The sequence below is a fragment of the Arcobacter siniprincipis (SeqCode) genome (genome assembly GCF_048571125.1).
Classification (GTDB): Bacteria; Campylobacterota; Campylobacteria; order Campylobacterales; family Arcobacteraceae; genus Arcobacter; species Arcobacter siniprincipis.
Map to the genome: position 1 here is coordinate 3054563 of NZ_CP182343.1, position 15645 is coordinate 3070207.

Annotated in this window: 16 protein-coding genes; all 16 read right to left on the reverse strand. The window is 31.5% G+C overall.

The annotated features are described in order from the left end of the window. Positions 1-11: 11 nt before the first annotated feature. Complete coding sequence (locus ACNI3D_RS15540; RefSeq protein ID WP_419767237.1) at positions 12-992, reverse strand: hypothetical protein; 981 nt, start codon at positions 990-992, stop codon at positions 12-14. A gap of 2 nt (positions 993-994) precedes the next feature. After that, entirely contained in the window at positions 995-1891 is an 897-nt protein-coding gene (locus ACNI3D_RS15545) for a hypothetical protein (protein WP_419767238.1), read from the reverse strand. After that, positions 1892-6760, reverse strand: coding sequence for a tape measure protein (locus tag ACNI3D_RS15550; protein ID WP_419767239.1), 4869 nt, complete (start codon positions 6758-6760; stop codon positions 1892-1894). Continuing rightward, positions 6753-6995, reverse strand: a complete 243-nt coding sequence (locus tag ACNI3D_RS15555) for a phage tail assembly protein T (protein WP_419767240.1) — start codon at positions 6993-6995, stop codon at positions 6753-6755. The genes ACNI3D_RS15550 and ACNI3D_RS15555 overlap by 8 nt, the downstream gene beginning before the upstream one ends. A gap of 59 nt (positions 6996-7054) precedes the next feature. Then, the gene (locus ACNI3D_RS15560; RefSeq protein ID WP_419767241.1) at positions 7055-7441 is read right to left on the reverse strand and encodes a hypothetical protein; all 387 of its coding nucleotides are present in this window, start codon (positions 7439-7441) and stop codon (positions 7055-7057) included. A gap of 61 nt (positions 7442-7502) precedes the next feature. Continuing rightward, positions 7503-7979: a hypothetical protein gene (locus ACNI3D_RS15565; protein WP_419767242.1), complete on the reverse strand. Its 477-nt coding sequence runs from the start codon at positions 7977-7979 to the stop codon at positions 7503-7505. A 9-nt stretch (positions 7980-7988) separates the two neighbouring features. After that, positions 7989-8351 carry a DUF3168 domain-containing protein gene (locus tag ACNI3D_RS15570; RefSeq protein ID WP_419767243.1) on the reverse strand — a complete coding sequence of 121 codons (363 nt, stop codon included), beginning with the start codon at positions 8349-8351 and terminating at the stop codon, positions 7989-7991. Next, complete coding sequence (locus tag ACNI3D_RS15575) at positions 8348-8827, reverse strand: HK97-gp10 family putative phage morphogenesis protein (protein WP_419767244.1); 480 nt, start codon at positions 8825-8827, stop codon at positions 8348-8350. The genes ACNI3D_RS15570 and ACNI3D_RS15575 overlap by 4 nt, the downstream gene beginning before the upstream one ends. After that, positions 8824-9141 carry a phage head closure protein gene (locus ACNI3D_RS15580; RefSeq protein WP_419767245.1) on the reverse strand — a complete coding sequence of 106 codons (318 nt, stop codon included), beginning with the start codon at positions 9139-9141 and terminating at the stop codon, positions 8824-8826. Before ACNI3D_RS15580 ends, ACNI3D_RS15575 begins: the two co-directional genes overlap by 4 nt. Further along, positions 9141-9701 carry a head-tail connector protein gene (locus ACNI3D_RS15585; protein ID WP_419767246.1) on the reverse strand — a complete coding sequence of 187 codons (561 nt, stop codon included), beginning with the start codon at positions 9699-9701 and terminating at the stop codon, positions 9141-9143. Before ACNI3D_RS15585 ends, ACNI3D_RS15580 begins: the two co-directional genes overlap by 1 nt. Beyond that, positions 9702-10100 carry a hypothetical protein gene (locus ACNI3D_RS15590; protein WP_419767247.1) on the reverse strand — a complete coding sequence of 133 codons (399 nt, stop codon included), beginning with the start codon at positions 10098-10100 and terminating at the stop codon, positions 9702-9704. A gap of 9 nt (positions 10101-10109) precedes the next feature. Further along, positions 10110-11249, reverse strand: coding sequence for a phage major capsid protein (locus ACNI3D_RS15595; RefSeq protein ID WP_419767248.1), 1140 nt, complete (start codon positions 11247-11249; stop codon positions 10110-10112). Further along, the gene (locus ACNI3D_RS15600) at positions 11246-11980 is read right to left on the reverse strand and encodes a head maturation protease, ClpP-related (protein WP_419767249.1); all 735 of its coding nucleotides are present in this window, start codon (positions 11978-11980) and stop codon (positions 11246-11248) included. Before ACNI3D_RS15600 ends, ACNI3D_RS15595 begins: the two co-directional genes overlap by 4 nt. Next, positions 11973-13172 carry a phage portal protein gene (locus tag ACNI3D_RS15605; protein WP_419767250.1) on the reverse strand — a complete coding sequence of 400 codons (1200 nt, stop codon included), beginning with the start codon at positions 13170-13172 and terminating at the stop codon, positions 11973-11975. The genes ACNI3D_RS15600 and ACNI3D_RS15605 overlap by 8 nt, the downstream gene beginning before the upstream one ends. A 258-nt stretch (positions 13173-13430) precedes the next feature. After that, positions 13431-15065: a terminase large subunit gene (locus ACNI3D_RS15610; RefSeq protein ID WP_419767251.1), complete on the reverse strand. Its 1635-nt coding sequence runs from the start codon at positions 15063-15065 to the stop codon at positions 13431-13433. Then, positions 15055-15615, reverse strand: coding sequence for a P27 family phage terminase small subunit (locus ACNI3D_RS15615; RefSeq protein WP_419767252.1), 561 nt, complete (start codon positions 15613-15615; stop codon positions 15055-15057). The genes ACNI3D_RS15610 and ACNI3D_RS15615 overlap by 11 nt, the downstream gene beginning before the upstream one ends. Positions 15616-15645: the final 30 nt, after the last annotated feature.

A 15645-nucleotide genomic window follows, 5' to 3' on the forward strand; every position in this document is an offset into this window, starting at 1 on the left:
ATTATTTTCCTTTACTTAGCTACTATTAGAGGTAAAGCCCCTATACTTCGAACTGTGTTATATGTGTTTCCTGTGTTATTAATTGAAAGAGTATGACTATGATTCCCTGTAGTACTAGTATTAGAATTAATATCATTTTCATATCCACCATTACCAGAACCAGTATTTCCAGTATAAGCTTTATGTGTATAATTATGACTATGATTCCCAGTTGTATTAGTACTACCACTATGATTATGACTTTTAATACCATCAGGATGATAAACCCCAGCATTTGTATCACCTATTAAGGTAGCATCAATCAAATTCATAAGTCTAAATGTTGTACTTCCATTACCAGTACTAAAATAACCACACATACCATTTGCATTTTCTGTTTGCCAATCTGTATCACTTTTTAATAGTGTTGTTTGAGTTTGAATAAAAGCCCATAAATCAGGATAATCAGTTCTATTAAAAGTACCACCACTTTGTATAAGTTGGTTAGGTCTTGGAGATTCTAAAACTTCCAATGATTGTGTACCTATGGGGATTGCTTTTGAGATAGATTCAGTTAAATCTTTTTTTAATGTTGCTATCGCTCCACTAGTTTGATTTAAATTATAGGCTAAGGAATCATTTAATACTTCATTCAATGCTTCATTCAATGCTTCATTCAAACTATCTATCTTATTACTAGAATAAGTAGTAGTACCACTAGCTGTAGTATCATTAATAGAACCCTCAGGCATACTTGCCATTGTGGTTGTTATTATTTCTTTTGATTCTAAAACATACTGTTTATTTTCTGCTACTTGTAGTGCACTATTATTTATCTCTGTTGCTACTGTATTTGCTTGGGTCCTAAAAGTATTTAGGTTTAAAACTATACTTCTTAGTTTCCCCCAAACATATCCTGCATTTGATCTAAAGATTTCAGGGTCCTGCCCTTCAACAGGAATTTTAACAGGGTCTAATTCTGTTATGGTTTCTGTTATTTGTGATGCTGCCATTATTATGATACTCCTTCGATTTCAATTTGATACTCTGACATTTGATAGCCTATAGGTATGTCAAAGTCTTTAAAAAACCCATAAACCAACAATGATGAAAAGCCTTTTTCTCTTTCATCTACGATAAATAAGCAAGGAACCCCGTTATAAATCTCTACAAGTTCAAATACACTATCTACTCTTTTATTATCTACTAAGACATTTGCTGTGATTCTTTTCCAAGTCAAGGAATTATCAGTCTTAACACTTCCGTCTGATTCTTTTGATTTAGAGATTAGATTTCTAGTACCTAAAGTTGGACTTGAATTTATAAGTGTTATTCCCCAATCCATACTCGTACCAAATGCCATATGAGTGCATTTAGCATCTGCTAAATCGTTATCAATAGTTATTTCCATCGTTGCATTATAAATCATAGGTAATTTTGTAAAATGCACTGCAGCTCTTCTTTGTGCTTTGACATAAGTCCAATCATACCAATTAGATACAGGTCTTACAGTTGCTTCTATAGTATGATTGTATCTCTCATCGCCATTTGCATCTTTAACAACTATATTTATAAACTTTGCTTGTATTCCAAAAAAAGCTACAGTATCAACATCACCTACATTTAGTGTGTATTTTATACTTTGAGCATTTATCGTTGAGTAACTTCTTCTTGGGTCAAAGATTTTATATCTATTTGTTTTTCTTTCTGCCTTCCAAATCAGATTATTAGTACCAGGTGTTATATCTTGTGTAGCTGCTTTTAGACATTTCCAAACAGTATCACCCAATTGTGTTAATTCATCTACTGCATATACTTTTGAAGCTGACTCATCATATACATCAATATCAGCTTCATATTCTGATACATTTGTACTTTTTATATCAATAGTTGCTTGTGGTGCTATTAACATCTATGCTCCCTGTTCGTTTGTTGATAAATATGATGATTCTATATTTTCAGTCATTTTTCTTAGTTTTTTTATTTCATTTGCTTGTGCTCTTATGATATATCTTGTTTCTTTTAACTCATTTATTACCCCTGACATATCCACAGAAATATTCCCACCACCTGTTGGAATACCATATCTTCTAAGACTATCTGAGAAGTTTTTATCAAGTACCATTTCCCCTTGATGTATTTTTGCCACTTGATCATATGGTACATATGAAGTTCCCACATCATAACTTGGTAAATCAACTAGTTGGCCATTTACCATTACTTGATTATTTGAGATTGCTCCTATTGAATTAAAGAACTCAATCATATTTCCAAAGGCATTTTCATCTAGTGATTGTAGTTTTGTGAAAAAGTCTCCTGCATCTACTGTGCTTAAATTTATATATGATAGATTTGTTCTTAATTTTGCTAATTCATCTGCATAAGTCAAAGCACTTTGTGCTTCAAATGATGTTCTAAAAGTAATTTCATTAGCTGCTGTTAGATTTCCACCATTTGAAAAATTAGAAATATCAAGAGGATTAGAATTTGTTCCTGCAAGTGCCTGAGCTAATGCAGTTATTACTCCTACACTTGCTACATCTGTTGCATTTCCACCTGAGTCTAAAACTTTTACTTTTAATATAGAATTATCAAGGTCAAGTCCATCTTGCAATGATTGAAGTTCATTTACTAAAGTATTTGTAATATCTGTATTATCTCCATTTTGTGCACTTTGTATTGAAGTTGAAAGAGAATTAATATCAGAAATAAGAGAAGATAAATTTGATGCTTCACTATCTGTTAGATTTCCATCTTTTGCTAAAAGAGTATCAATACTTGCTCTTTTTTGCCAAAATGATTTTATAAGCTCTTCTTGTGCATTTGCACCATCTGAGTTTGACAATAGTTTATTTACTGTAGTTTCTACACTTTGAGTTAGCTGTGTAAACTTATCAGACATTTTCTGAACAGCACTTACTGCTGTATCAAAGAGTTCAAGACTTAGTTTATCAAGGTCAAGTGCGTTTTGTACTTGCGTATAAAATAGTTCTTCTGTATTATCAATCAAACTTTTATAATCATCACTAAGTAAAACTATTCGACCTAACAACTCTTGACCTTCTGCAGTTGATATATCAATACCTTCTATAAGTTTTTTAAACCCTTCAATACTAGAAGGCATACTTATATTTAGGTTATCAAACTCTTTTTGCATCTGTTGAGTATAAAAAGTTAGCTGTTCTTCACCATTTAGAAAGTTTTTAAAATAATCCTCTAATGCCCCTGAAAGTTCATCCGCTCCCCCTGCTCCTAAAAGCATGTCAGATGTCAAATATTTAGACTCTTTTCCTACAAGAGACAACATATCTCTTACATCTTCAAAAGTTGTATATAAAGTATAAAGTTCTTCTGTAGTGCCTGAGAAGTTTTCTATCATCTGAACTACACCATTGTTAGTTCCGTATACTGCTTCATCAAGTTTTTTAATTGACTGAGTTAAAACTTCAACTCCAACATCACCTTGTTTATTTACAATATCTTTATAATTTATATCTTCAAAGCTATTACCCAGTCTATTTATATAATACTCAGCAACTTCCATACCTGATGCAACTCTTGTGAGAGTTTCAAACAGTCCTTCTCCTATACTCTGAAACTGTGTCAATGCAGGGAAAGCAGTTTGAGCTATATCATCACCTATCTTTGAAAATATATTTGATATTTGTTCTTGTAATTGTTCCCCTGATTTTCCTTTTGTAGAGATTTTCCCAATACTTACTATAAAATTTGACAAACTATTTTCTATATCAGCCGAGCTTGTATCAAGTGCCTCACCTGCTTGTAAGGTACTATCATATAGATTGCTCAAAACTAAACTAAACTGTCTTTCTACTTCATCGTCTAAACCTTGAAAGTATGTTTTTACTTTTGTTTTTGTAGAACTATGAAACCAAGACTTTTTTTTGATTTTAGTTGTTATCGTTTGATAAGCTTGTCCGTTTATTTGCTCTATTGCATCTGATAATAATGCATTGTTAAAATTTATACCATAATCTGTAAGCTTCTGTTTAACAGATGTCTTACCAAATAATCCACCAAGTATCGCACCTGTCAATTTATCAGTTGCTCCACCTAAAAAATTAGATACGGGATCTATTGCAGTTGCTATTTTGTCAAGTTGATTTTGAAAAGTTATTCCTAATCCCTTATCATCAAAACTTACCTCTGTATAACCTTCCCCAAAAGCAAAACCACCATTTTGGATAAGTAAAGCTGAAACTCCACCTATCTTTTCATCTATTGATAAAAGGCTTTGATTCATACTTGATAAAAGTTGGAATTCAGGTCTTGCATAATCTTCTAAAATCCCTAAAGAGTTCGTAATAGATTCACTTGCTTTACTTGTATCACCTAAGACACTTCCTGTACCTATATTTTCAACTTGTGCTGAAAAAGAATCAGAAGATGAAGAAACACTATCACCACCAAAAGCAATATTTGCAGAACTTAAAAGTGAAGCTACACTTGCAGCCATTGCAGCCATACGAGCAAAAGCAGTATAAGGGTCACCACTTCCTTGTGTAAGAATCGCTCTAATACCTGCAACCATAGCAAGTCCACTCTCAACGACATGAAATGCAGCAGCATCTTTTGAACCTTCATCAAACATTTGACTTACAGCCCCTGCTAATGTTCCATATCCTACTATTTGCGATTGGATTGAAGCTTCATTTATAGCTTTTGTTTTTTTAGTAAGATTTATCTCAGCAGTTTTGTATTGTTCTGAGTCTTTTGATATATCTTTAGTAAGTTTATAAAACTCATTTTGTGCTTTTAATTTCTCTTTTTCACTTTTCTTTTCTATGGTACTAAGTTGCATAGATGATTTAGCAATATTTTGAATAGTATTAGCAACACCTTCTAAGTTTGCATTCCAATCAAGAGCAGATTCACTTAAAGAGATTTGTGAGTCTAGTAAGCTCATATACTCTTCATTTGCTGTGATTAGATTATCTGTTTTATATTGGTTTTCTAAAGTATCATATACATTTTGTAACTCTTGTGCAGTTAGTATCCCTGTACTTGAAAGCTCTATGAGTTTTTGATTTACAGTTTCAATCCATTTATCATAACCCGTTCCCATTATCTGAGTATATGCACTTTGAGTTTTTATAAGATTGTCTAAATTTTTATCTTGTTCTTTTTTAATTTCTTCTATTGTATTGAGTCGTTCTAATTGCAAATTTCTTAAAGTAGACTCTTTAAATCCCATTACATCAGCTAAAGATAATGCATCTTCTGTATATTGTAGATGATTTTTTAATAACTCTATATTTGATTTATCAGTACTATTTATATTACTTTTTATCTCTTCTAATTTTAATTGATGTAATATTTCTGACTCTGTATCTGGTTCTTTTATTGAGGTTTTAACTTTTGGAGTAGTAATATCTTTTACTTTATTTTCTTTTAAAATACCCTTTAAAGCATCTTTTACCTCAATACTTGATTTTCTTAGATTGTTAAATCTATTTCTTACTTCATTAAGATATTCTAAGTCTTTTCTTTTCTCATTTTCTGATTCAAAGAAACCATTATTTGCTACATCTGCTTTTGCATTGGCTAAATTTAAACTTGCTTGTGCTAATTCTGTAGCTATCAGTGATTTTCTATATTCAAGTTGTTTTTTAGTAAGTTGTTTTAAATTTTCATTCAATCCACTATATGCATCGTCTAATATTTCTGATTTTTCTGCATTTTCTATAAATGCCTGTGTTAATTCATATACTCCAAAAGCTACAATCCCAAATATAGAAGCTCGAAGAACAATATTTAATGCTTTCATAGATATTGTACTTAACACTATACTTCTATTTACAGCTCCAAAACTTCCACCAAATGCCAAGTTATAAGCTGTCGCCATTTTTACAACACTATTGTATGTTTTATATGCGACTACTGTTGTTCCAACTGCAGTTGATACTTTAAAAATCTCATTTGCGATAAACCCTATTGTTTCAGGACTTTCGTTTAATGTATCAATACTTTGTGAAAGCTCAGTAAATCCATCAGATACAACTTTTGTAATACCATAAGTTTTATCAAATGTACCTATTATCATAGTTGTTGAGTTATTTAATTGTGAAAGTGATTGTCCAACAGTTTTATTTACACTAATAAACTCTTTACTTACCCCTTCTGCTTGATTTTGTAGGGCTTTTACTATGGCTTCACTTGTTATTTTACCTTCTGCTCCTAGCTGTCTTAGTTCTCCAATAGTTACACCCATACCATCAGCAATTGCTCTTGCTAGTCTTGGAGATTGTTCCATAACAGAATTTAACTCTTCACCTCTTAAAGTACCACTTGCCAAACCTTGTGAAAGTTGAAGAACAGCAGCATTCATAGAGTCACTACTTCCACCACTTATAATCATTGATTTAGAAATAGTATCAGTAATATTTATGAGGTCTTGTTGACTTACATTTAAGGTCTCTGTACTTCTTGCTAACCTCGAATATAAATCAACATTGCTTAATAAATCAGTTCTTGTATTTTGTGATATTGCAAATAGTGCAGCCTGCACTTCTGATAGTTGCTTAGTATTATCTGTAACTAACTTTAGCTTACTATTTACAGCTGTCATATCATCAGCAACACGAGTAAAACCTTTTGCTGATTCCAAAGATATATAAGCTGCTGCAAAACCTGCAACTGCTCTTTTCATAGATGTAGTAGTTTTAGTAACAGCATTTTCAGCTCTATCGAATCCAGATATTAATTTTTGTGTATCAGCTTTTACATCAATTAAAACTGTTCCTATTGTATTTCTACCCATTTTTTACTCCAAAAATAGCTTTTATTTTTTCTTCTAGTTGATCCTCATTAGAAGAACTACTATCACCTATATCTCTTATTAGGAACTGATTCCACTCATTATTTCCACCCATTACACTTGAAACTATATAAGTCAGATTTGCCATTTGATATTCAAGCCTATCTGCCATAAATGGTTCTTCTCTGTAATATTCAAACCATTTTATAAACTCATCATAAGACATAGTATTTTTCAACTGAGCAACGGTCTTACCTAAGTTCAATGCTAATTTAAAGAGAAACTTTTGTTCCTCTTTTACTTTTTTTCAATATCTTCTTCACTTAACTGCTTTTTAGCAGTCTCTTTTATTTGGATTTCTAATTGCTTTTTATAATCTTCTTTTTCTTTTTTTGATTTTCCAATCATAGGAATCTCACTATAAATCTCAAAAATTAAAGCTTGTCCAACACTATTAAGTTTTTTCAACTCTTCATCTGTAAAAAATGTAGGTTCAACCATAGAACACTCAACAGCATAATGAACTGCTTCTTTTTGCTTTTTTTCTCTCATTAGTTTTTCTACTATTTCAACTTCTGATATTAAAAGTTGTCTAATTTTAAAACTTTTTTTGCCACCAAGAACTTGAGGCTTAATAACTTCATCTTTTAAAAAACAATCACTTAACATACTTCTATCTGACATAATATTTTCCTTGTAGTTTTTTTATGTAGTATTTGGGAGGGGAACTACTAAAACCCCTCTTTTATACTCCTGCTGTTGCAGCAGCAACTGTTGCTAAACCAATTCTTTCAGCATTGAAAGATGATTTAAGTTTTCCGTTTTTCTCACCATCAACTTTGAAGTTAGATACTCCACAAATTTGTTTGATAGTTGTACCTGTTCCTGTTGCATCTATCTTATTATTTAACTCAATAATAATTTGAACATCACTATTTGCATCAATTGCATCTTCAAGAATATTAATCCCTTCACTTCCCTCAGGATCATATAATACACTCATAGAAAAAGCAGCTTGTGATAATGAACCAAGAGCAATAATCTCATCATATTGAGTATCATTCATAGGAGTATACTTTGTAGTATCTCTTGACTTATCTACAATTGTTCCAACTGAATCTACATGTCCAATTGCTACTGGTGAACCATCAGCTACACCTGCTGTAACTGTATCTACTAAAATTTTAATCCCACTTGCGTTAGGTGCTTTACTTTTAGCCATCTTTTTTCCTTATATATTAAATTTAAATTCAATCATCTGTCTATAAAGTTTTGTATCATCTTCATAAGGCATATCCCTAGAAACTAAATCATATGGATAATGCTTAAACTCATACAAAGCCTTTTTAACAGCAACTTTTAACTCAAAAGCTTCGCCGTATTTGAAACTGTAACAGTCCAACTGAATTGCTACATCTTCATAGCTTACTTCCCCTTGTAATGACTGAATATCTTCATCATTGACAATGGTATAAACAATCGCAGGTTTACTACACCCTTGTGGCATCACTTTTGGATATATATTTTCTCCAATAAGATTGCTTATATCAGCGTCATTTTCTAAATGCGTTACTAAATCATTTATAAAATTCATCTTCTTTTAGCCTTTTCAATTTCTCTTGGAAGTCTTTCTTCTATATATTTACCTGTGGCTTCTATTGACTGTCTACTTTGTTGTTCATATGCAGGTCTCATAAATGGAGAAGGAACTGATGTTGAACTTCCATACTCTTTTCGTGCCCAATTATTTCCTTTTCTTCCTTCTTCAACAATATTTGAGTAGTTATAATGTTTTTCATTTTTCCTATCTTGAATCTTATGCATTTTTTTTGTTAAAGGAGCAACTGCAAAACTAATAATATTTTTATTTTTAGAATTGATTTTTACAACACCTATTGCTTTTTTTAATGTGCCTGTATCATCATTTTCAATATTTGAACGAGCATCATCAACAATAGGTTTACACCCTGCTCTAACTGCACCATTCATTACATTTTTTTGAATATTTTTAGGAAGATTTTTAAGCCCTTTTAAAACTTCTTCTAGTCCTTTAAATTCTGAATCAATCACAATATTTCCTTTGCTATGATTTCTAGTTCTTTACTTCTCTCACCTACATTTATTACTGAAATAATGTCAAATGTTCTATCACCATATTTAATACTCATCTTCGTATCTATACCAGGTATGTATCTGCATTTGATTTTATGAGTTGATTCAGAATAACGCTGATTACTCATATATTTTTCACTTCCAGATATTGGAATAATATTTGACCAAGCCATTTCAAATGATTCTGGGATTTGAGTTGGTGAGCCATAATCATCCCGTCCACTTTTCATTGATATAAACTCAATTTTATGTTTTAAAGAACCTGCTCTCATCACAAACTTCTTATCTTATATCTATCAAGTACATTATTTACATGATTTGTTTTAGCAACAATTGTCCCTATTACTAACTCTTCTTTGTACTCATTTAATGTAGATACTCTAACATTGAGCCAATTTCTTAAATCCTCAGGGAAATTATCCCCATAACCACACTTAAAAGTGATTTTTACTGCTTTTTTATGTGTTTTCCCAAGAGAAGGGATTGTTTCAAAATAAATAATCCCAACTTCATGTTTTTCATAAAGATAATAAGTACTTGAATCCACCTCTTGATAAACTCCATCTAGGTCCATTGTCTCAATTTTATCTACTGAGATAATCGGATTTTTTGGAAGTTTTATTTCATGAGAATGAATACAAGGCAAATATAGCTCATAAGTAGCATCTGCAAACTGTCTATTTGTAATATCCTCAGCCTCTTTGATTGCTGATTTAATTAGTTCTTGTATATTTGCATCATCATTATTTCCAATAGCTTTTAAAAAAGATTTTGCATCATCTAGTTTTAAAACTTTGTCAAGTGATATTGGTGCTACTATTTGAACTAACATCTATTTACCTTCTCCCTCATTGTTATCTTTTGATAAATCATCTTTTTTATTGTCATTAGCATTATCATTATTTTCACCTAATCCTGCATATGATTTATAATAGTTTTCACCATCACCTAAAGAGTGAGTGATTTCATCCACTCTTATTTGAAGTTTTGATCTCTCAGCTTCAAGTTCATCTTTATGTAGTATTGCTGCAGCTTGTTCTTCTTTTTCTTTTTGAATAGTTTCTTCTTCTTCAATTTCTTTAAGAGCTGTCTCATATGCTTTTTTATTAGTTGGTTTTGCAATACCTGCTGCAACCAATCTAATAGCTTCTTTGTTTCCAAAGTCATGTTTAGAATTGACTTTGAAAACTTTTTCACCACTCATTCCCTGTAAAAATTCGACATTCAACATGATTTATCCTTACGCTGCAGCGTTTTGTCCTACAACAAATGCTTCATCTATCATTCTTTTTGCATCAACTCTAACTCTAACTTTAAACCCTACCATACCTTGGTCTGCATATTTTTCATTTAATCTTTGAATAGACATATCACCTCTATCAGCAATGTGATAAAATGTAAAATCTCCAAATACTAAGAATTTAGCAGATGCACCCATATCAGGCATATTTTCATCAATAATATATGGTCTACCTTCTAAAGTTCCATTTTTAATTTCATCTTTGAAAACTTTTTGACCATTTCCGTTTTCAATAGCTCTAATCTTTTTAAGAGTTTTACTATTAAATCTCCAAGTTGCTCTTTGTCTATATGCTTCACCAAGTGCATAAAAAATAGATGAGATTTCATCTTCTGTGATTGCATTAACTGCTGCAGTTGTTGTTTCAGTTGTTGCAACAAGACCAGTTGAATAACCATATGGTTTTTTTGTACCATCACCACTACAAAAAGCAGGTGCTTCTGCTTTATCAATCCCAATTGCAATTTGTCCAGACATATATGCATCAAAATCAATCATATTGTCTTGAAGTAACTCTTCTGATACTTTAATAATACCACCTAGTTTCCATGCTCCAATTTGTTTATTTCCAAATTTTGAGTCAGTTACACCATAGTCATTTCCCTCATCAATCCATGTAAATGCAGGAGCATCACCTTCAACTGGAATATTTTTTGTTGATTCAGTTGCATATACTGTTGAAATACTTCTTGTTCTTGAAAATGTAATTAACTTTTGAAGGACAGTTTTTTGATATGTTTCAGGAACAATATAACCACCATCGGCATCAACTCCAACAGTCATTGTTGCTCTAAAATCACCTAATTCAGCACCAGTAATATATGCGTTGAAACCTTTTTTATACTCAGGAGTTGCAATAGCTCTTGCAGTGGCAGCAGGTAAAACACCCTCTTCTTTAAAAGAATCCATATCCCCTTTTGCTTTTGAAATATCAATATCTCTTGATAATGCATCAAACTCTTGTTTTGTTTGGTTATATTGAGCCTTTACAGTCTCATCCATAGTTGGGTTGTTTTTTACCAACGATTCCATTGCTTCAAATTTTTCTGCTCTCGCAGCTATTAACTTAATTAAACTCATAGGTTCATTCCTTTTTTTATGATTTCTATTTCTCTTAATCTATTTTCGTGTTCAGCAGTATCTGCCACCTGATTCCCCAAAACTTCAACATCATCTTGCACTTGTGCAAGGAATCCATCTTTAGTGAGTTTTGCAGCCATTTGCACGAACTCATCTTTATTAAAATTTTCCGACATATGTTTACTACACCCTTTAAACTGCTCTTTACTTAATGAAATAGCCTCCTGCTTTGTAGTATCTGTTTCTGTTGATATAATACTGTCACAAAAACCATTTTTTAAGATTTCATCACCATAAAAGTACGATTCATCATCCATAAGTTTTTGAATCTCTTCTTTTTTCTTACCTGTTTTAGAAATATACTTTTTAGCTAGAATAGAAGATAAACCTTCTAAAATATCAGCAGTATGTCTCATAGCTCTATGATCTCCTACGCAAAAAGACCAACCGTTATGGATCATATATGTTGCATTGTCATATACTGAAATAGTATCTCCTGCAAGTGCAATATATGAAGCCATTGATGCAGCTAAACTTGTAATAACTACATGGATTTGACCTCTATCGTATGATTTAAGAGCGTTATATATTTCTATTCCTTGAAAAATATCCCCACCAGGACAAGAAATCTTAACTGTTACATCTCCATCCATCCCTGCTAATAGAGAAATAAATCTTTGTGCAGATATTCCCCAATCACCAATTTCATCATTAAGTAATAATTCATTCATTATTCTGACCTTTTTTTATAATATTTTTAACTGTGTTATATGATGTTTGCATGAAGTACTCATCGCCACCTTCATATCCGTTTTCATCCTCAAAACCTCTTATCTCATTTGAGCTATAACCTGCTATTCCATGCATAGTTTTATAAAACTCACCTCTTGTTTTTGTATCTGCTCTCATAAGTGCGTTATATTTAAATTTGATTGATATTTCATCTTCTTGTTTTTCTGTAAGTAAAAAGTTTAATCTAAATCTCTCTTCACATAAAATAATGATTGGTAATAATGTACCCGTATAGAGTCTTTGTGATTTTTCTTCAAGATTTCCATATGCTGTATTTGTAGAATCATTTAACATATCAACAGGTACACCAAAAAGTACTCCTATCTCTTCTCTATTTAATTTTTTTGATTCAATCCATTGGGCATCTGTATTTTTCATCTCAACTGGTGTAAATTTTAAACCCTCTTCTAAAAGCATAGTTTTACCTGCGTTTCCTACACCTTCAAATTTATCTTCTAAATCATCTTTTAATCTTTTAAATGCAGGTTCAGTAAGAGTTCCAGTCTCTTTAGTAAAAATACCACTAATAGATACACCATTTTTAAATACTCTATTTCCATGTTTACTTGTGTTATCTGCATATTCTAAAGTTTCTCTTGCTATTTCAACTCTTGTAAGACCAATAAGTCCTTCTGAATCAGGTACATCCATAAGATGTAATATCTGATAATCAGGAACTTTTTTATTATCATAGGTATAGATTTTAGTTCTATTTGGTCCCCATGTTACTTTCATCAAGTCAGCTTTTAAAGGATAAAGTGCTTTTACACTTGCATCTCTATTAAATATGATTTGGCAGTAGTGATTTCCTCTTAGGTCTAAATCTTGACTTAACATCTTTTTCCACTCAAAAGCTGTTAAGTTAGGATTTGGTTTATATCTTAGGATTTTATATAAAGGATTTTTTCTAGCTTCTACTTTTCCTGTTTCTGTTCTTCTATAAACTTTTATAGGTATAACTGCTAAGGCATTTGCTTTTATATTTACACAGCCAAAAACATTTACAAGTCTTTGTGCTGTTGCAGGAGAGATTCTACTTGAACGACCAAATAAACTTCTAATCCCTGATGTATCACTTGTACTAATATTTACATTTTCAGCTCCTAAAAATGAGTTTAAGAATTTCTTCATTCTGTAACCTCTGCTTTATTAGCAAAAGTCAAAAATAAAACTACCAATAAAACTGAAACAATTAATGATATACCTAACACATAAGTACATGCTTTAGCATAAATAAAAAATGTTCCAATACTAAATACTATTGAAAGGAGAACAAACAAAAAAAGTAATGCGATTGATAGTTTTATTTTTTCCATGAGAGAATCATACAAAATTGCCGTCCATCCCGATGGACATTGGAAAGTTTTGGAAAAGAATTTGTAAATTTGTCTAAAGAGACCGTAATCCCCTAGTTTCATAAACTGATTCTTTGTTTTCTTCTGTGGCTTCATAATAAGAAAGTGCATTTATAATAGCAGCTGGTCCGTCTATTTTTCTATTTGGGTCTGTTTTATCAGGTTTGATATTTCCTGCAGCATCAAATAAAATAGTAAGATTTGAAATCATCCAAGTAGTAACAGGGTCTCCATTATGTATAAGCTTTTTACTCTTAACAAGATCCAATAAAAACTTAGTAGGAGAAGTTAAAGAGATATATCCTTGTCTTAATGGGATGCAATCTTCAAAACCATTATCAACTATACGCTTTACTAGATGTTTTGCTTTGTATGCATCATATACAACTGCATTGGTATCAGGGATATCTTCTTCAATATCATTATAAATATAATCATAGTCAATAGTACTACCAGGTGTTGCTGTTATATATCCTTGATTTACCCATGATAAAAGTGGCACTTTAAGAGTTCGCTCTCTTTCAAGTACATTATCTTTTGGTATATAGTAATTCATCTTTAAATAGTAAATATCATCTATCTTATAGATTTTAGCTTTTGCTGTAAAATCATCTGTAACAGATAAATCAAACCCTTGTACTTTTTTGATATTTGTTTCATCTGCTAGTTTACCCTCGCACTCTTTCCATTCATGGATAGGAATATAAGATTCTGCTGCATTGGTCCATATATTTAGATTCTTTACTAAGAAGTTGTTTTTTGTCTCTGGTCTTTCGTATGCTCTCTTTGCTTGTCTTTGCATATAATCCTTTGATACAGATACTCCATAGTTTGGATTTGCTTTTATCCAAGTCTTTTCTTCAAATGGATCATCATCTTTATCAGGTTCTGCAATAAAAGCAAAAAAGGTATCATCTTCAATTGCACCATCTAATATCTTTTTCCCATATTCATACATATTGAAAGCAGGGCTCATAAGTTTAAATCCACCTGTAGTAATTGATAACATAAGTGGTTGTATTCTTGAACCCTGACCACTTTCTACAACTTCAAACAAACTATTATCAGGATGGGCATGATATTCATCTGCTACACCTATTGTTGGATTACTTCCATCTTCTGTATCGCTATCTCTTCCAAGAGTTGAAAATGTAGTATCAGTTTTTTTCATAGTAATAACACCATAAGAAGTCATGCAATCCTCTTTTAAATCCTTATGAGCATTTACCATTTTTTCTACACCCGTCCATGCAAGTTTTGCTTGTTTGTTTTTTGTAGCAAATATAATAACTTCCCCACCTATTTCAAATCTTATTATACTATCTGCTATTGTAATAGCTGAGGCAAGAAGGGTTTTACCATTTTTCCTAGGTATAAAGAAAAAGACTGTATTAAATCTTCTTACCCATCTGTTTTTGTCATTTAATCTTTCCCAACCAAAAGCAATCACAATAGCTTTCTTTTGCCATGCTTCAAGTTTTATATTTTGTCCTGCGAATTCACCTTTATAATGATTTAGCTGCTCTATGATTTTGATATAAGCTATTCCTAATTTCTTATTAAATCTAAGATGTGGTTTTTCTCCATTTTCAACAGCTAAAAGGTCCTTTTGATGTCGTTCAAAAGTTTTTTCATAATATGGTTTTAACTCTTCACCATCAAATATCATTTAGATCCTCATCATCCATATTTAATTCAGCAACTACATCAAAGATACTTTTTTGTTCTTGTCCTGGTCTGTCAAATTTGAGTCCAAGTTTTTTTCTAGCTGATATTGAAAGCCCAAGTTGATTTGATACTGTTATAAGATTTTTTTGTACAGCTTGATATGCATTAAATGTTGGATTTAGATATGTTCCACCTGTCTTAAGACTTCGTAAAGTATATCCTTCTATTTGAACTTGTTCTGCAAGATAAAGATATTCTTCATAACTCTTAGCAACCATTATTATCATAGGTTCATCTGTCGGTGAGTACTGATTCCCTAGTTCATTTTTTATTTCATCCATTTTTCTTAAGGCAGTTTTACCAAGTATTTTTTCATGCTTTTTTTCTTGTAAATTGGAAACTTTTTTGGAATTTCGATGTGATGTATCCCAATTATATTTTTTGACAAAATTTGCGATTTGAGTGTGACTAGTGTTATAATCTTTAGCTATGGCACGATAAGAGTCTTTTGTTTTTTCAACTCTATCTTTGATTTTGTCTAAGTTTTCCATTTATACCCTACCCCTCGAGAATGGTTTGTG